The organism is Pantoea sp. Nvir (assembly GCF_009829915.1).
Taxonomy (GTDB): domain Bacteria; phylum Pseudomonadota; class Gammaproteobacteria; order Enterobacterales; family Enterobacteriaceae; genus Pantoea.
This window is the reverse complement of the sequence record NZ_SZZW01000001.1, coordinates 311219-330074: the sequence shown is the minus strand read 5'-3', so window position 1 is coordinate 330074 and position 18856 is coordinate 311219. Positions and strand designations below refer to the sequence as shown.

The 18856-nt window shown below is 42.8% G+C and carries 16 protein-coding genes; 9 read left to right on the top strand and 7 right to left on the bottom strand.

Going from position 1 to position 18856, the window contains the following annotated elements:
- Window positions 1-25 precede the first annotated feature (25 nt).
- The 8 genes from tgt (at window position 26) to thiL (ending at window position 7972) form a co-directional block, all read left to right on the top strand.
- Window positions 26-1141 carry a tRNA guanosine(34) transglycosylase Tgt gene (gene tgt, locus FD729_RS01220; RefSeq protein ID WP_159931474.1) on the top strand — a complete coding sequence of 372 codons (1116 nt, stop codon included), beginning with the start codon at window positions 26-28 and terminating at the stop codon, window positions 1139-1141.
- Window positions 1142-1178: 37 nt separating this feature from the next.
- Window positions 1179-1511: a preprotein translocase subunit YajC gene (gene yajC / locus FD729_RS01215; RefSeq protein ID WP_159931473.1), complete on the top strand. Its 333-nt coding sequence runs from the start codon at window positions 1179-1181 to the stop codon at window positions 1509-1511.
- 26 nt (window positions 1512-1537) lie between these two features.
- A complete protein-coding gene (gene secD, locus FD729_RS01210; protein ID WP_159931472.1) occupies window positions 1538-3211 on the top strand; it encodes a protein translocase subunit SecD in 1674 nt (557 codons plus the stop codon).
- A gap of 10 nt (window positions 3212-3221) precedes the next feature.
- Window positions 3222-4190, top strand: a complete 969-nt coding sequence (gene secF / locus FD729_RS01205) for a protein translocase subunit SecF (protein ID WP_159931471.1) — start codon at window positions 3222-3224, stop codon at window positions 4188-4190.
- A 644-nt stretch (window positions 4191-4834) separates the two neighbouring features.
- Entirely contained in the window at window positions 4835-5938 is a 1104-nt protein-coding gene (gene ribD, locus FD729_RS01200; RefSeq protein WP_159931470.1) for a bifunctional diaminohydroxyphosphoribosylaminopyrimidine deaminase/5-amino-6-(5-phosphoribosylamino)uracil reductase RibD, read from the top strand.
- A gap of 89 nt (window positions 5939-6027) precedes the next feature.
- Window positions 6028-6498, top strand: a complete 471-nt coding sequence (ribE, locus tag FD729_RS01195; RefSeq protein WP_159931469.1) for a 6,7-dimethyl-8-ribityllumazine synthase — start codon at window positions 6028-6030, stop codon at window positions 6496-6498.
- A 19-nt stretch (window positions 6499-6517) separates the two neighbouring features.
- Window positions 6518-6940 carry a transcription antitermination factor NusB gene (gene nusB / locus FD729_RS01190; RefSeq protein ID WP_159931468.1) on the top strand — a complete coding sequence of 141 codons (423 nt, stop codon included), beginning with the start codon at window positions 6518-6520 and terminating at the stop codon, window positions 6938-6940.
- A 48-nt stretch (window positions 6941-6988) separates the two neighbouring features.
- The gene (gene thiL / locus FD729_RS01185) at window positions 6989-7972 is read left to right on the top strand and encodes a thiamine-phosphate kinase (protein ID WP_159931467.1); all 984 of its coding nucleotides are present in this window, start codon (window positions 6989-6991) and stop codon (window positions 7970-7972) included.
- Between the two features lie 817 nt (window positions 7973-8789).
- On the opposite strand, the gene dxs is transcribed toward thiL, so the two are convergent.
- Window positions 8790-10655 (bottom strand): 1-deoxy-D-xylulose-5-phosphate synthase, encoded by a 1866-nt coding sequence (gene dxs, locus FD729_RS01180; protein ID WP_159931466.1) that lies wholly within the window; start codon window positions 10653-10655, stop codon window positions 8790-8792.
- A gap of 19 nt (window positions 10656-10674) precedes the next feature.
- Complete coding sequence (gene ispA / locus FD729_RS01175) at window positions 10675-11574, bottom strand: (2E,6E)-farnesyl diphosphate synthase (protein ID WP_159931465.1); 900 nt, start codon at window positions 11572-11574, stop codon at window positions 10675-10677.
- Window positions 11575-11997: 423 nt separating this feature from the next.
- Between ispA and thiI the strand changes: the two genes are divergently transcribed.
- Window positions 11998-13458 carry a tRNA uracil 4-sulfurtransferase ThiI gene (thiI, locus tag FD729_RS01170; RefSeq protein WP_159931464.1) on the top strand — a complete coding sequence of 487 codons (1461 nt, stop codon included), beginning with the start codon at window positions 11998-12000 and terminating at the stop codon, window positions 13456-13458.
- Between the two features lie 108 nt (window positions 13459-13566).
- Here thiI and FD729_RS01165 read toward each other — a convergent pair whose 3' ends face one another.
- The 5 genes from FD729_RS01165 to cyoB all read right to left on the bottom strand — a co-directional run bounded on the left by FD729_RS01165 (window position 13567) and on the right by cyoB (window position 18853).
- Window positions 13567-14931, bottom strand: coding sequence for an MFS transporter (locus FD729_RS01165; RefSeq protein WP_159931463.1), 1365 nt, complete (start codon window positions 14929-14931; stop codon window positions 13567-13569).
- A 125-nt stretch (window positions 14932-15056) separates the two neighbouring features.
- Window positions 15057-15935 carry a heme o synthase gene (gene cyoE / locus FD729_RS01160; protein WP_159931462.1) on the bottom strand — a complete coding sequence of 293 codons (879 nt, stop codon included), beginning with the start codon at window positions 15933-15935 and terminating at the stop codon, window positions 15057-15059.
- 13 nt (window positions 15936-15948) lie between these two features.
- Window positions 15949-16281 (bottom strand): cytochrome o ubiquinol oxidase subunit IV, encoded by a 333-nt coding sequence (locus tag FD729_RS01155; protein ID WP_159931461.1) that lies wholly within the window; start codon window positions 16279-16281, stop codon window positions 15949-15951.
- Window positions 16281-16871 (bottom strand): cytochrome o ubiquinol oxidase subunit III, encoded by a 591-nt coding sequence (locus FD729_RS01150; RefSeq protein ID WP_159931460.1) that lies wholly within the window; start codon window positions 16869-16871, stop codon window positions 16281-16283. The genes FD729_RS01155 and FD729_RS01150 overlap by 1 nt, the downstream gene beginning before the upstream one ends.
- Window positions 16853-18853, bottom strand: coding sequence for a cytochrome o ubiquinol oxidase subunit I (cyoB, locus tag FD729_RS01145; protein ID WP_159931459.1), 2001 nt, complete (start codon window positions 18851-18853; stop codon window positions 16853-16855). Before cyoB ends, FD729_RS01150 begins: the two co-directional genes overlap by 19 nt.
- Between the last annotated feature and the right edge of the window lie 3 nt (window positions 18854-18856).

Sequence of the window (18856 nt, the reverse complement as noted above, 5' to 3'; positions counted from 1 at the left end):
AGATTTTTTCTCTGATGGAGGATCTGTGAAATTTGAATGTGATAATATAGATGGTCGTGCACGTCGCGGACGTCTAATTTTTGATCGAGGTGTGGTTGAAACTCCGGCATTTATGCCGGTCGGTACCTACGGTACAATTAAAGGTATGACGCCAGAAGAAGTAAAGGATACAGGAGCTCAAATTGTTCTCAGTAATACTTTTCATCTTTGGCTGCGTCCCGGCCAGAAAATTATTAAAATGCATGGTACTCTGCATGAATTTATGCAGTGGACAGGGCCAATCCTGACTGATTCAGGCGGCTTCCAGGTTTTTAGCCTTGGGAATATCTGCAAAATTACTGAAGCAGGTGTGCACTTTCGAAACCCAATAAACGGTGAGCGAATTTTCCTTGATCCCGAGAAAACTATGGAAATCCAGTTTGATCTAGGCTCAGACATCGTGATGGTCTTTGATGAATGTCCCCCTTATCCGATAGAATGGGATTACGCGAAACGATCTATGGAAATGTCATTACGCTGGGCGAAACGTAGTCGTAACTCTTTTGATAGTTTAGGTAATCAAAACGCTTTGTTTGGCATTATTCAAGGATCTATTTATGAAGATCTACGTGATATCTCGATTAAAGTTCTAATAGAGATTGGGTTTGACGGGTATGCTGTGGGCGGCTTGGCCGTAGGTGAACCGAAAGAGGATATGTATCGTATTCTTGAACATATTTGTCCACAGATTCCACAGGATAAACCCCGTTACTTGATGGGCGTCGGTAAGCCAGAAGATCTAGTCGAAGGTGTACGTCGCGGTATCGATATGTTTGACTGCGTAATGCCAACGCGCAACGCGCGCAATGGTCATCTGTTCGTCACCGACGGCGTAGTAAAAATTCGTAACGTAAAACACAAAAATGATACTTCATCGCTAGATGCGGATTGTGATTGTAATACTTGTTGCAATTACAGCCGTGCCTACTTACATCATCTTGATCGTTGTAACGAGATACTCGGCCTTCGTCTAAATACTATTCATAACCTTCGTTATTATCAGAGACTGATGATAAGTTTACGCCAAGCTATTGAGGAGAATAAATTGGAGAGCTTTATCAGTGAATTTTACCGAAGGAAGTGTAAAGAAGTTCCGATATGAAGTATTTAATAAAATCATTATTACTGAGGGAAATTAAATGAGATTTTTCATTTCTGACGCCGCTGCAGTCTCAGGCACGCCGTCTCAGGGAAGTCCGTATTCTTTAATAATCATGCTGGTCGTATTTGGGCTGATTTTTTATTTCATAATATTGCGTCCGCAACAGAAACGTGCAAAAGAGCACAAAAAAATGATGGATTCCATCTCAAAAGGTGACGAAGTACTTACGAACGGTGGTTTAGTAGGTCGTGTAACGAAAGTAGCTGAAACCGACTATCTAGCTTTAGAGCTAAACGAAACTACTGAAGTAGTTATTAAACGTGATTTCGTGGCTGCAGTCTTGCCGAAAGGTACGATGAAAGCGCTGTGATTTTTTAATCTCTTAAGGAAGCTAGTTTGTTAAATCATTATCCTTTGTGGAAGTATGTGATGTTAGTCATTGTGATTTTCTTCGGCTTACTTTACGCACTTCCTAACCTGTATAGTGAGGACCTGGCTGTTCAGATCACCGGCGCACGCGGTGGTAGCGCCAGTGATCAAACGTTAGATCAGATTCATAATATATTAAAACAAGAGAATATCCAGAGCAAATCCCTCATTCTGGAGAATGGAACCATTCTGGCACGCTTTGCTAATATAGATGTGCAGCTGCGCGCTCGTGAAGCGATAATGAATAAATTGGGCAAAGAGTATGTTGTTGCACTCAACCTCGCTCCCACTACACCACACTGGCTCAGAATGCTATCAGCTGAGCCAATGAAACTCGGTCTTGATCTACGCGGCGGAGTGCATTTTCTGATGGAAGTAGATATAGACACTATGCTAGATAAATTACAGAAGCAGAATAGCGATAGCCCTCTGCACCATGACTTGCATCTTAGTGAAGTGCGTGAATATGCTATTGAGCAGAACATCAATATCCTTCGTAACCGCGTTAACCAACTCGGAGTCGCAGAACCTTTGGTACAACGTCAGGGCTATGATCGCATCGTAGTAGAACTACCAGGTATTCAAGATACTGCAAGAGCCAAAGAGATTCTCGGTGCAACCGCAACACTGGAGTTCCTTTTAGTAAACACTGGTATTGATCCTACATCTGTCTCCAATGGCAACGTACCAAACGATTCAGAAGTGAAAAAGACGCAAGAAGGGCAGCAGGTCGTACTTTATAAACATGTAATCCTAAGCGGTGACCATATTACAGATTCCACTTACAGCATTGATGATTATAATCAGCCCCAGGTAAATATCATGCTAGATAGCAAGGGCGGTAAAATTATGTCTAATTTTACCGAGCACAATATCGGCAAATTGATAGCGACTTTGTTCGTAGAATATAGAGATATTGGTAAGAAAGATACTAATGGTCGTACGGTACTAGTAAAACATGAAAAAGTGATTAATATTGCCAATATCCAGTCTCGCTTTAGCAATAGCTTCCGTATTACCGGGATCAATAATCTGAATGAAGCTCGTCAGCTTTCGATGTTACTACGCGCGGGCGCACTAATTGCTCCGATTCGGATTGTGGAAGAGCGCATCATCGGCCCAACTATGGGCACACAAAATATTAAGCAAGGTCTTGAAGCTTGTTTATGGGGGTTGATCGCCTCGATTTTGTTTATGGTGGTACGCTATAAAAAGTTTGGTCTGATTGCGACTAGCGCACTGCTGTGTAATTTAATATTGATTATCGGCATTATGTCACTGATACCCGGTGCCACACTTACCATGCCAGGTATCGCAGGTATACTATTAACGTTAGCAGTAGCGGTGGATGCGAATGTATTAATTAACGAACGTATTAAGGAAGAGATAAGAAACGGGCGTTCCGTACAGAAGGCAATTCACGAAGGTTACAAAGGCGCTTTCTGTAGTATTGTAGATGCAAACGTTACCACCCTAATTAAGGTCATTATCCTGTACACAGTTGGTACGGGTTCCATTAAAGGCTTTGCGATTACTACTTTAATTGGTATTGCCACTTCTATGTGTACTGCAATCGTTGGGACTCGTGCTATCGTGAACTTATTATATGGCAGTAAATGCATTCAGAAGTTATCTATCTGAGGAGTGCATTATGGCACAAGAATATAAAATTAAAAACCTTAACTATGGACGTAAAGTTATCAACTTTATGTACTGGGAGAAGATGGCATTTATTATCTCCAGTTTTTTGATCTTGGCTTCTATCGTTATAATTTCTGTGCGCCGTTTCAACTGGGGTCAAGATTTTATAGGTGGCACAGTGATTGAGATTCACCTAAAGAAGCCTATCGAGATCGGTACGCTACGTACCGAGTTAGAAAAAGCAGGTTATTTCGATCCTATTGTGCAGAACTTCGGCAGCAGTCATGATTTGATTGTGCGCATGGCTCCCACGGACAATCTGATGAGTCAAGAGCTAAGTAACAACATCGTTACTATTATAAACCAGACCGCCCGACAAAATGCAACAATAAAACGTATTGAATTCGTTGGTCCAGGTGTGGGCAGCGATTTAGCGCAGGCTGGGGCGATGGCGCTGCTAGCATCACTTATTGCAATTTTGCTATATATAGGTTTTCGGTTTGAGTGGCGTCTAGCACTTGGCACTGTGCTAGCATTAGCACATGATGTGATCATCACTTGTGGCGTTTTATCATTAGCACACATTGAGATCGATTTGACTATAGTTGCATCTCTGCTGTCGGTGATTGGTTATTCTCTTAACGATAAAATCGTGGTTTTCGACCGTATTCGTGAAAATTTTCGCAAAATAAACATCGGTTCTCCCCGTGATATCACTAATGTATCGCTGACTCAAATTCTAAGCCGCACTTTGGTTACTTCTCTGACTACAATAGTAATGATCTTAATTTTATACATATTCGGAGGTACGATGTTAAAAGGATTTTCACTCACGATGCTAATCGGAGTTTTTATTGGGACTGTCTCTTCGATTTATGTATCTTCCGCTCTAGCTATAAAACTAGGTATGAAGCGTGAACATATGCTAGTTCAGAAAGTAGAAAAAGAGGGAGCTGATCAAACTTCTATTATGTTTTAACATATTTTAAGTAATACATGGACAATCTATCTTATAGATCACTCTATTTTTTTATAAAAATATTTAAATGAAGGTCGAGAACTTATTATAAGTTATAATCAATTACCCTTAAATTCGATAGAAATTGCTCGACTACAACTTAGCTTGCTAGAACGTAGAATTGTAATTTTAAAGTTACATCCTCAACTAGGGCATGTTAGTAACATGCCCGCTCATTACTGAGCACTCATCTTACCTATAGATACAAATTTTCCCGATGTTTCTCAAAATACCAACATTATCACTACTCATTATAACAATAATATGGCACCATTTGCTTTAATCTTCACGCCTTTTAATCACACGGAAAACTTATTTTTGATATACATTTTATTGCCAGTTTTACTCTAAAATCCCACTGGTATTGAAAAGCTTTCTGTTAGCTCTGATGAGGTCAAAAGTGGTGCAGTTATTAACACATTAACATCTAATGACTAACCACCGGAGAGGAGAGAGGGAGATACGTAGCGAGATTCTTGTAATCTATTGATGAAAAAATTCAAAAAACTCGATAAGAGTGCTTATATAAACTTCGTTTTGGTCTATTGAAGCTTTGAAGATATGCAAAATTTTGGTGAAAAGATCTTTAAGTTATAGGATTAATCATGACCGATGAATTCTATATGGCTAGAGCAATGGAGCTGGCGCGCCGCGGTCGTTTTACCACAATGCCTAACCCTAATGTAGGTTGCGTACTCGTGAACGATGGCAATGTGATTGGTGAAGGCTGGCATCAGCGCGCAGGTGAACCGCACGCTGAAGTGCGTGCATTACACATGGCGGGCTACAAAGCACATGGCTCGACCGCCTACGTGACACTAGAGCCCTGTAGCCATCATGGCAGAACACCGCCATGCTGCGACGCACTTATTGCTGCCGGTATTAGCCGTGTTGTAGCGGCGATGAAAGATCCTAATCCGCAGGTTGCTGGACGTGGGTTCTATCGGTTACAGCAGGCAGGTATTGAAGTTAGTCATGGCATGATGATGTGTGAAGCAGAAATGCTGAACCGCAGTTTTATAAGGTTGATGCGTACTGGTTTTCCCTGGGTCCAGCTTAAGCTTGGCGCGTCACTAGATGGCCGCACCGCCATGGCCAGCGGTGAAAGCCAGTGGATTACCTCAGAAGACTCGCGTCGCGATGTACAGCGTCTTCGTGCTCAAAGTTCTGCTATACTCAGTAGCAGTTCTACTGTTCTTTTGGACGATCCCTCGCTGACCGTGCGTTGGAATGAACTAGATAGTGAAACAAAGTCGCTGCTGGACGAAACAGCATTACGCCAGCCTTGGCGAGTGATTATAGATACCCGGAATAGGGTGACACCACAACATAAAATTATTACTCAACCAGGCGAAACTTGGTTGATGCGTACTGCGTTTGATGACCAGGCTTGGCCGGAGACTGTGACACAAATAGCCATACCATCGCACGGCGAAAAACTTGACCTAGTGGAGCTACTACTTCTTTTGGGTAAACGTCAGGTAAGCAGCTTATGGGTTGAGGCAGGTGCATCACTGGCCGGTGCACTTCTGCAGGCCAGCGTGGTAGATGAGCTGATCGTATATATGGCACCGATGTTATTAGGTGATGCTGCACGCGGTCTGTGCCAGCTGCCTGGTCTACAGCAACTGTCTGATGCACCATACTTTTCATTCTATGATGTACGTCAAATCGGTCCTGATATACGCCTGACTTTAACTCCATGCTAATTACCATGGAAAAGTAAGCATACTCTTCTAAAAAATGTGATAGACTCCCACCCCTGCTGGGCTATTATAAAAACCCGCAAGGATTCAATATGAAAATTATTCAAGCTAGTGTTGCTGCACCTGAGGCCAATGTTGGCATTGTTATTGCGCGTTTTAACAATTTTATAAATAACAGCCTTCTAGACGGCGCAATCGATGCTTTAAAACGTATCGGTCAGGTAAAAGATGAAAATATTACTATTATATGGGTACCTGGTGCCTACGAGCTGCCTCTAGCAGCCCGTATACTGACGAATAGTGGCAAGTATGACGCTATAGTAGTATTGGGCACTGTGATCCGTGGCGGTACTGATCACTTTAAATATGTTGCTGGAGAAGCTAGCTCTAGTATTGCCAACTTGGCGATAACCAGCGAGGTCCCTGTGACCTTTGGAATACTGACAACTGAAAATATTGAGCAAGCTATTGAGCGAGCTGGAACAAAAAAAGGTAATAAAGGTACTGAAGCGGCCCTTACCGCTCTAGAAATGATTAACGTATTAAAAGCTATAAAATTCTGATTTTTATAAGGGGAATTTTGTGAAACTTGCTGCTCGCCGTCGCGCTCGCGCGTGTGCTGTCCAAGCGCTATACTCTTGGCAGTTGTCCAAAAACGATATTACCGATGTGGAATACCAATTTCTGGCAGAGCAGGACGTCAAAGACACCGATATTACCTATTTTCGTGAATTATTCTACGGTGTGGCAACCAACAACGTGTATCTCGATGGGCTAATAAAATCTTATCTGTTGTCACGCCAGTTGGAAGAGTTGGGACAGGTAGAAAAAGCTATTTTGCGTATTTCGCTATATGAGCTCATCAAACGTGATGATGTGCCCTATAAAGTAGCCATCAATGAGGGAATTGAGCTAGCTAAGGTTTTTGGTGCTGAAGCAAGCCATAAGTTCATTAATGGTGTGCTGGACAAAGCAGCACCACAAATTCGACCCCACCGCAAGTAAAGTTCAACCTAACAAGCCGATCTTTACTTCTATAAGCGGAATATAACTATGTCATGCAATGAATTTGAACTTATCTCACGCTATTTCAATCGCAGAACACCCAGCCGTCTAGATGTAGAAACCGGTATTGGTGATGATTGTGCATTGCTTGTCGTTCCAGAAAAAAAAATGCTAGCAACTAGCACCGATACTCTCGTGGCAGGTGTCCACTTTTTACACGACATTCATCCTACCGATCTAGCTTATAAAGCGTTAGCGGTTAACATCAGTGATCTAGCAGCGATGGGTGCAGATCCGGCATGGCTGACGCTGGCACTGACATTACCAGAAATAGACGAAGCTTGGCTCGCAGCTTTTAGCAAAAGTATGTTCGAGATAATGGAATATTACAATATACAGCTCGTAGGAGGAGATACTACATGTGGCCCCATGAGCTTAACATTTGGTATTCACGGCCTAGTACCGCAGGGCCACGCGCTGAAGCGTTCTGGTGCAAATCCTGGTGACTGGATCTATGTTACAGGGACTCTAGGCGAAAGTGCTGCAGGGCTGGCGCTGTTGCAGCATCATTGCTGTATCGAGGATCCGGTAGTGCATGAAGTTTTGATTAAACGCCATCTGCGTCCTGTACCGCGTATTATGCAAGGACAGGCTCTACGTTCGATTGCATCAGCAGCAATTGACCTTTCTGATGGACTAACTTCAGATCTTAGCCATATCCTTAAAGCGAGCTCTTGTGGCGCTCGACTTAATTTGGATGATCTGCCGCTCTCGTCTGTTCTGCAGGATAACTTTGAATTCGAACAGGTGTTACGTTGGGCACTTAGCGGTGGTGAGGATTACGAACTTTGCTTTACCGTACCTGAGATGAATTGTGGTGCGTTAGATATTACACTGGGTCATCTTGATGTGCCGTTTAAGTGTATCGGCCAAATTCTGCCAGAAAAAGAGGGGTTAGTGCTATTTGAGCATGGGCAACGCGTTGCCTTTAATTATAAAGAATTTAATCACTTTAAAGTAAAAGAAGGATAGCATACTCTTGCACAATCTATGAAGATTGATGGTGCTTGCAAATATGTTCAGGGTACTGCGGAAAACGTTAATGTCAGATGTCTTATATGGTGATTGACGTATAGTTTTTCTTGATTACTACTCAAATTTTACTACCAGATGCAATTAAAAATTAATTTTCAGATTAATCAATTCTCCCCTCTAAGATTAGTTCTACTTTATTTTTTATTTGCCTGACCTAGATAGGGTCATTGTGCGGCATACAACGTACCGAGAGACAGAACGGAAAAAAGTCTTTTAACTAAAAGCCATATGAACTCTTTCAGCTTACAGGCTAATGCCTTTATAATCATCATGACCTGGAGAAGAGGGATAGCTTGCATCATTCTTTTCTATCTTGCTATCACAAAGATTTTGTTGCCGCACGTTTATAACATAGTTGGTAAATAAAATGATTTCTCTTCTGAATGAAATTAGCAGATCTAAAAATATTATAAATATAACTTTAGATAGACAAACCGGGGAATGCATCTTGCTTTTTGCTTTTTACTTTTTGCTTTTTTTCTTACTTTAATAAGTCTCAATATTAAAAATTGCGATCATCTATGTTAGTTAGCACATAGATAAAGAATTGATTTAAATAATTAATCTGTTTGTAATACTTACCAAAGCAGCTAAAGGTTGAGGTTGCTTCTAATAAAGTAGAGGAAAATATAATATCATTGCTCCCATAGCTACATGGTTATCATAATAGTTTCTTCTCTGTAATTGAAAAATTACTCAAGTTAAATGAGCATAGCAGGCACACATGCTCCTACTATGGAATGAGAAAGTTTGTTTATTGGGATAACCAGGCATGGATCCTCTGCTGAATTCCTTGCGCGTCCAGCTGGTAGTCATGACGCACCTCATCTTGCGTGCCCTGCGGAATAAACTCATCCGGTAGTCCTAGATTAAGAACCGGTACTCTTAGGCGTTTTGCCATTACTGTCTCGTTAACACCACTTCCTGCACCACCTTTTATGGCGCTTTCTTCTAGTGTGACAAGCGACTCGTGGCTTTGTGCTAGATCGGCAATCAGCACATCGTCTAGTGGCTTTACGAAACGCATATCCACCAGCGTAGCATTTAGTACTTCCGCTACTATTGCGGCCGCAGGCAACAGAGTGCCGAAGTTTAGGATCGCGAGCTTTTCTCCCTGACGTTTTACCACACCTTTACCCAGGGGTAAGCTCTGCAGCGGTGTGAGCTCAACACCTATCGCATTGCCGCGCGGGTAGCGTACCGCGCTTGGCCCGTCCTGGTAATTATAGCCAGTATACAGCATATGGCGGCATTCGTTCTCATCGCTCGGCGTCATGATCATCATCTCTGGTACGCAGCGTAAATAGGAGAGGTCGAAAGCGCCTTGGTGGGTCTGGCCATCGGCACCAACGATGCCGCCACGATCAATAGCGAATAACACAGGCAATTTCTGAATTGCTACGTCATGGATGACTTGGTCGTATGCACGCTGTAGAAAAGTTGAATAGATGGCAACAATAGGTTTATAGCCGCCGATCGCTATACCAGCTGCAAAGGTAACCGCGTGTTGTTCGGCAATAGCCACGTCAAAATACTGCGATGGATAGCGTTGGGAAAACTCAACCATCCCGGATCCTTCACGCATTGCAGGTGTCACCGCTATCAGCTTTGGATCATCCTGTGCCATTTCACATAGCCAATTTCCAAAAATTTTGGAATAGGTAGGAAGCTCTCCAGTGTTCTTTGGTAGTTCGCCACTAGCAGGATCAAACTTAGGTACTGCATGCCATTTAATTGGATCCTCTTCTGCTGGCGCGTAGCCTTTGCCCTTTTTAGTTATGATGTGCAGGAACTGGGGTCCTTTTAAATTAGTCATATTCTTTAGCGTGGTGACCAACTTCAGCACATCATGTCCGTCGACCGGACCGATATAATTAAAACCTAATTCTTCAAACAACGTGCCTGGAACCACCATACCCTTCAGATGCTCTTCCGTGCGCTTTACTAACTCCTTAATCGGGGGTAGACCACCCAGCATACGTTTACCGCCTTCACGTAGGCGTAAATAAGTTTTTCCAGAGAGTATTTGCACCAGACGATTATTCAGTGCCCCGACGTTTTTAGATATGGACATCTCATTGTCGTTCAGAATAACTAAAATATCAGGTTTGATGTCGCCAGCATGATTCATTGCCTCAAACGCTATCCCAGCGGTAATTGCGCCGTCGCCAATAATGCAGGCAACTCGACGACTCAGACCTTCTCGTTCCGCCATAGCTGCTATGCCTAATCCAGCGCTGATAGAAGTCGATGAATGGCCTACGCTCAAAACATCATGCTCACTCTCGCCACGCCAAGGGAAGGGATGCAGACCGTTTTTCTGACGAATGGTACCAATGCGGTCGCGGCGTCCAGTAAGAATTTTATGCGGATAAGTTTGATGACCAACGTCCCACAACAGATAATCAAACGGTGTATTGTAGACGTAATGAAGTGCGACAGTCAGCTCAACGACGCCTAGACCTGAAGCGAAATGGCCGCTGGAGCGGCTTACGCTTTCCAATAGGTATTGACGAAGTTCATCGCATAATGCCGAAAGCTTCTCTTTCTGGAGACAACGTAGCTCCTCAACAGTACTTGCTTGCGCTAGTATCGGATATTTTGCAATATCAAAAATCATTAGAAACTCATTATAAAAGTTATTTATCGCGTTCAATTACGAAGCTTGCGAGCTCTTGCAATGCTGTTGTGTCTAAAGATTGTGTTGCAAGAATATCCAGTGCGCTCTGCGCTTCTCGGTAAAGCTCCCAAGCCTTAGCACGGGCGTTTTGCAGTCCTAGCAGTGAAGGATAAGTATTTTTTCCCAAATTCTGATCAGCGCCCCGTTTCTTACCGGTCATTGCATTGACGCCTATTACATCAAGAATATCGTCATGTACCTGAAAAGCGAGACCAATGGCGTCGGCATAGCGGTCTAATGCCGGTAGAGCGGTACGTCCGCACGCACCTGCTGTCAAAGAGCCGAGGCGAACTGCAGCACGTATGAGCGCACCAGTTTTATGGCGATGAATCTGCTCCAGTTGTTCAAGCTCAAGACGTTTACCTTCTGCAGCTAAATCAAGTGCCTGACCACCACACATACCTGCTACTCCGCTGGCGTGTGACAACTCATTAATCATTGCGATACGACTTGTATCGCTGACGCCAGGCATTGGCTCGTTGGCCAAAATAGATAAAGCGAGTGCCTGTAGTGCATCACCAGCAAGTATTGCGGTATCTTCCCCGTATTGAATATGGCAAGTTGGTTGACCACGGCGTAATGTAGCATCATCCATTGCAGGCAGGTCGTCGTGAATTAAGGAATAGGCGTGTATACATTCAACAGCAGCGGCGGGAGCATCAAGGCTAGCCGGATCCGCATTGAGCATATTGCCTATAGCATACACCAGAAAAGGGCGTAGGCGTTTCCCGCCTAATAGCGTTCCGTAGCGTATGGCATTAACTAAAGGAGAACTCTGAAAAGGTAGTTGATCTAACAAGCGCGATAGAGCGGCGTTTACCCTTTCTAGATAAGTGCTTAGAAGGGAAGTAAAATTCATTAACTTTTTCCCATCTTAAAAGTGCTGATATCAGCACTTTTATCTTTTCTGAACAGAATATGTACGTGTAGCTTGATGTGTTTTAATATATGCTGGTTATTCTGCGTAAGTTGTATACCGTATTCAAATACACTTAGTCTCTTTTCTAGACTCTGTAAAAAGGTTGTAAAATTAAAGTTTAATTCGGATTTTTTCTGCATATTTAAGTTGACTCATGTATAAGAATTTATATGGTAATTAATCATAGTAATAAAGAGCATTTTCTTAGTAAAATTAGCAATGTGCCTGTATTTGTAGGAATAGTCATTCAATAAGGTGATATACTTTTACAGTTGAGGTGCGGCATTAGGCGATGCACATGATGTCAATTGTTTTTTATAGCTAAATAATAACGCGTAGTTTACTCACTTAATTCGTATGACTATGAAGCTTATCATCAAGTTATTCCCTGAAATAACCATTAAAAGTCAGTCTGTTAGACTACGTTTTATTAAAATACTGAATGGTAATATCCGTAAAATATTAAAAAACTTTGGCAACAATCTTTCTGTGGTGTGCCACTGGGATTATATTGAAGTCTGTTCAAAAGATAAAAGTCTCTACAGTGTAATTATCACTGAACTTACGCGTATTCCTGGTATTCATCATATACTATCGGTAAAGGATCGTCCCTACAGCGATGTACATGACATTTTTGAGCAAACACTAGCACTTTACGGCGACAGTCTACAGAACAAAACTTTTTGCGTACGAGTAAAGCGCAGAGGTAGCCATGAATTTTGCTCGCAGGACGTAGAACGATACGTAGGTGGTGGTTTAAATCAGCATATTGATAGTGCAAAGGTGCAACTCAAAAAGCCCGACGTCACTGTACATCTAAAAATCGAGGATAATCGCCTGCTATTAGTAATTGGTCGTTATGCCGGGCTAGGTGGACTACCAATCAGTACTCAAGAGGATGTACTATCTCTGATCTCCGGCGGCTTCGACTCCAGTGTTTCTAGTTATATGATGCTGCGCCGTGGCTGCCGTGTTCACTACTGCTTCTTTAACCTCGGTGGTTTGATACATGAAATTAGTGTACGTCAGGTAGCGTACTATCTCTGGAATCGATTTGGACGCTCGCATCGAGTACGTTTTGTGGCGATCAACTTCGAGCCGGTAGTCAGAGAAATTATGGAAAAAGTAGATGATGGACAGATGGGAGTCGTGTTGAAGCGTATGATGGTGCGGGCTGCCTCAATGGTAGCTGAGCGTTACGGTGTGCAAGCTCTGGTAACTGGCGAGGCACTGGGTCAAGTGTCTAGTCAGACACTAACTAATTTACGCATTATCGATAATGCATCCAAAACTCTCATTCTGCGTCCTTTGATTTCTTACGATAAAGAGCATATCATCAAGGTAGCTCGTGAAATTGGTACGGAGGGTTTTGCCCTTACTATACCGGAATATTGCGGAGTTTTTTCTAAAAGCCCGACAGTGAAAGCAGTGGAGACAACGATTGAATCGCAAGAACAGAACTTGGATTATGCTGTTTTACAGCGTGTGGTAGAAGAGGCAAATAACATTGATATCCATGATATAGCCGAGCGAACTGAAGAAGTAATAGAGGTGGAAACAGTGGACTCTTTAAGTAAAGATGATATCGTGCTAGACATTCGTTCTATTGAGGAGCAGGAAGAAAAACCGCTGACCTTGGAGAATACACAGGTAAAGTCGCTACCATTCTACAGACTCAGCACTCAGTTCAGTGAACTCGATCAAAGCAAAAATTGGTTGCTTTACTGTACACACGGTATTATGAGTAAATTACAAGCACTGCACCTACGCGCTCAAGGTTTTAAGAACGTCAGGGTCTATAGGCCATACGTGGGACGACACTAGAATGTGGAAGTTATTTGTGTATATTCAACTATTGCGCTAGTCATAAATACCCGCTGCTGTCACCATTTGAAGAAACTATAATTTTCTTTTTTACCTGTAAAAAATATTTTAGGTGCTAGATAGCAGTGTTTCTAGTTCCGGGCGACTGGTCACCTTGCTATCAATTTTGATATAGGCGCTTTTTTCTTCCGGTACAATCAGCACTGCTGATACGCCCGGCTGAGCTTTCAGATGCTGTTCTAAGTTTGGTATTGATAACGCTTTATCACTCAATACGATCCTTAGACTACTAACATAGGGTGGTTCCTGCATGGTCACGGCGACAAATAGCCAGATAATGGCAATGATTGCACTGACAAGGAAAATAGTCCGTGCATCAAAATGTCCGAATATCCATCCGCTAAGGCTGCCACCAATTGCCACACCGATAAACTGACTGGTAGAGTAGACTCCCATTGCGGTTCCCTTATAGCCAGTAGGTGACTCCTTACTCACTAGTGAGGGTAAAATTGCCTCTATCAGATTAAAGGCTAAGAAGAATAGCTGTACACCGATCACCAGAGTCCAAAAGTAGCACTTTGCATTCCACAGCATAATTTCCGCAACAATAATTAAACTAATGCATGCAACGAATACTTGCTTCATACGGTATTTTACTTCTGCATAGATAATTAAAGGAATAACGCCAATTAAGGCGATCAGCATGGTCACAAGATAGACTTTCCAATGTTCGGCAGCAGGGAGGCCTAATTGTTCGAATTGTCCGGGCAATGCGACGAAGCTCGACATCAGCAAAGTATGCAAGCAAAGAATGCTCACGTTAAGCTTAATCAGATGTACATTCGCTAGCACTTTATAGAAGCCACCTATTACCATACCAGATTCGCGGTTCAGTAGATGGTTTGGTGTATTGGGTACCACTAGCAGAGTGATTAGAATACCCAAAAATACGAGGATGGCGATTATCCAGAACAGAGCGTGCAGGCCGAATGCATGGGTTACAATTGGACTGATTACCATCGCAATAGCAAAGGTAACGCCAAAACTAAAGCCGATGCAGGCCATTGCCTTGGTACGGTTCTGCTCACGAGTTAAATCTGATAACAGCGCCATCACGGCTGCTGCAATGGCACCGGAACCCTGCAAAGCACGGCCAAGAATAATACCCCAGATTGATGTTGTAATAGCAGCGATTATGCTGCCCAGCACAAATAAAAGCAACCCAGAGATAATTAGTGGCTTGCGCCCAATACGATCAGACATTAGACCAAAAGGAATCTGAAATATTGCCTGAGTCAGTCCATAAACACCAATTGCCAAACCAATAAGCGTTTTACTAGCATGTTGCAAGGCCATGCCATAGGTAGTCAATACCGGTAAGACCATAAACATGCCTAGCATACGGAGGGAAAATACCGTCCCTAAACCCCATATGGCACGAAGCTCAGCTGGTGTCATTTTATTATCATTCATTCCAACCTCTATCAGTTTGCACTTATTCTAGAGAGAAGGCCAGGGCGGGTACAATACTAATTGACAAAAAAGGACACGATTTCGTACTTGTAGTCTATGATTTACGGTTTATAGATGTACCATACTTAAGCTAGCATAGCTTTTGGTATTGGGGACATAAAGTCCACTGACATCATCACACTCAACACAGTGATGGCTACAATTGAAAAAAGAAATAGGTTACGTGCCCAGACTCGATTGTTTTCGGTCTTATAGCCTGATAAGGCCATGCCCAACCACCACACACTGACAGCAGTAGCAACAATTAGATATTTATAGCCTGCGTAACCGCCTAGCGACAACATAAGCGTAGCCATCGTAAATGCTAGAATATAGAGTGCAATATGATTTTTCGCTACAGAAATACCTTTCACTACCGGTAAAATGGGAATGTTCGCCGCTTGGTAATCTTTAAAGCGGAAAATGGCAATCGCGTAGGAGTGAGGCATCTGCCAGAAGCCGAAAATAGCTAGTAGGATGAGCGCACCTATATCAAACTCATTTGTGACGGCGCAGTAGCCAATTACCGGCGGTGCTGCGCCAGAGAGGCTACCTATCAGCGTCCCGTAAACCGAGTGACGCTTCATGTAAAGGCTGTAAACACCGACGTAAACTACGAAACCCATGACAGCTAGCCACATAGCCAGAGGATTAGTACCAGCATAGAGTAATGCAAGGCCGGTAATATCTAGAACAACAGCATAAATCAAGCTCACTTTAGAAGAGATCAAGCCTTTGGCTAGCACCCTATTTTTGGTCCGCTCCATCTTCACATCAATATCTCGGTCGATCACGTTGTTAAAAACACAACCTGAAGCGATCACCAGAGAGACTCCGATCAGCAAAAAGAAAAATAAGATGTAGTTGATGCTGCCTTTTGATGCTAGTAGAAATCCACCAATTACAGAAATTAAATTTCCAAAAATAATTCCTGGTTTTGTTACTTGCAGGTATTTTTTGACCATTAGGTATGACTCTTTAGAGGGCCATCATGTTGTAGTTGAGGTTCCACATGATCCACAATGAGCCAACTACGACTATCAAAATAATGATTGCTGAGAAAACAATAGCCACCATGTTCCAACCGTCTTCAGATTTGCTATCAAGGTGCAGGAAGTAAATTAGGTGGACCAGTATCTGCACTATTGCACAGACTAACACTACACTTAGAGTTATACCGTAAGATATGCTGCCTTTCTTCATTACCATAAAGAACGGGATTATCGTTAGGATAACAGAGATGATAAAGCCAATAATATAAGACTTCATATTGCCGTGTGAAGTACCATGTTTAGTTATAACCTGACTCATTACATGGTCCCCATTAGATAAACGACAGTAAATACACAAATCCACACTACATCTAAAAAGTGCCAGAACAGGCTCAGGCACATGATCCTAGTACAGTTCACTGATGTCAGACCGCGAATCGCAATTTGGAAAAGAAGTACTGCCATCCAGATTAGACCAGAAATAACGTGCAGACCGTGGGTACCCACCAAAGTAAAGAAACCAGACAAAAAACCACTACGGCTTGGGCCAAATCCTTCTGCGATCAGATGATGGAATTCATAAATTTCCATGCCGATAAAACTAATACCAAGTAGAAAGGTCAAAATCAGACAACTGATAACAGCACTGTTATTCTCTTTATCCATAGCGATAACAGCCATACCGTAAGTGATAGAACTTAATAGCAGAGACATAGTTTCAATAAAAATGAATGGCAATTTGAAAATATCTTTGCCTGCAGGACCTCCCGCAGTATTGTTGACCATCACTGCATAAGTCGCAAAAAGAGTTGCGAAAATAATGCAGTCGCTCATTAAATAAATCCAGAAGCCAAATATTTTATTTGCTCCTGCATCTTGGTGGTGTCTTGTCAAAGTTTCAATTGACATTGTTTTAGACCTGCTTTGTAAATTTCTTCAAAGTGCTGCTTTTCGATCTTTTCGATCTCAGCAACTGGAACATAGTAGCCCACGTCTTCGTCGAAGCTCTTCACAATCCAAGTTACAATCATACCTAGGAAGGTGAAGCTAGCTAGCCACCATACATGCCAGATTAGCGCGAAACCTAGCAGCGTACCGAAGGCAGCGATAACGATAGCCGCACCACTGTTTTTCGGCATATGAATTTTTTCATATTTCTCTGGCCGTTTGTACGCTTCGCCTTTTTCTTTCATTTCCCAAAATGCATCGCGGTCATGGACATGTGGGATAGTGGCAAAGTTATAAAACGGCGGCGGTGAAGAGGTCGCCCATTCTAGCGTACGACCGGACCACGGATCACCCGTTAGATCGCGATTATGGTGGCGGTCACGCACAGATATCCAGAACATGATCAGCTGACAAATGATGCCGCAAGCAATCAGACCTGCACCAACAGCCGCAACTACTAGCATGGCATGAAAATGCGGATCAATATCTTGACTTAAACGGCGAGTCATGCCCATGAAGCCCAATGCATAAAGCGGCATGAATGCAACGAAAAAGCCTATAATCCAGAACCAGAAGGCACATCGGCTCCATGTTTCATTTAGAGTGAAACCAAAAGCTTTAGGGAACCAGTAAGTAATGCCAGCCATACAACCGAATACTACGCCACCTATAATTACATTATGGAAGTGAGCAATCAGGAACAGGCTATTATGTAGCACGAAATCGGCACCTGGTACCGCTAGCAGAACACCAGTCATACCACCAACAGAGAAGGTCACTAGGAAGCCTATAGTCCATAACATAATAGAATGCATCACGATACGACCCTGGTACATAGTAAACAACCAGTTAAAGATTTTCACTCCAGTAGGAATTGCGATAATCATGGTCATAATGCCAAAGAAAGCGTTAACATTTGCTCCAGCACCCATAGTAAAGAAATGGTGCAGCCAAACAATGAATGATAGTACGGTAATAGCGATAGTAGCCCAAACTAAAGAGGTATAACCAAATAGCCGTTTTTTTGAGAAAGTTGCTGTAACTTCAGAAAAAATGCTGAATACTGGAAGAACCAAGATGTACACTTCTGGGTGACCCCAGACCCATATCAGGTTTACGTACATCATCATGTTACCGCCCATATCATTGGTAAAGAAATGGAAACCAAGATAACGATCAAGAGCTAACAGAGATAACGTAACTGTTAGAACTGGGAAAGCTGCGATAATTAGGACGTTAGTGCAGAGTGCAGCCCAAGTAAATACCGGCATTTTGAATAATTCCATGCCAGGTGCACGCATCTTCAAAATAGTTACAAAGAAGTTGATGCCAGTTAGTGTGGTTCCAATACCGGAAAGTTGGAGGCTCCATATCCAGTAATCGACCCCGACGCTAGGACTGTACTCCGTGCCTGAAAGCGGCGGATAGGCCAACCAGCCGGTTTGTGCGAACTCGCCTATGCCTAGCGACAGGTTAACTAGTACTACTCCGCTCACGGTAAACCAGAAACTTAGGTTGTTCAAAAACGGGAAGGCAACGTCGCGCGCACCAATTTGCAAAGGTACCACAATATTCATCAGACCTATCACAAAAGGCATCGCTACAAAAAAAATCATAATAACGCCATGTGCGGTAAAGATCTGGTCGTAATGATGCGGCGGCAGTATACCAGCTTCCCCAGCTGAAGCCATTACCTGTTGAGTACGCATCATAATCGCATCTGCAAAGCCACGCAGCAGCATGATAAACGCTGTGATGATGTACATGATGCCCAATTTTTTATGATCAACAGATGTCAGCCATTCAGTCCATAAATATTGCCATTTACCAAAATAGGTGAGGGCAGCGATGATTACCAGACCAGCCATAATGATCCCAGTAACCGTAATCATGATAATAGGTTCATGGTACGGTACTGCACTTAATGTTAATTTTCCAAACATCGT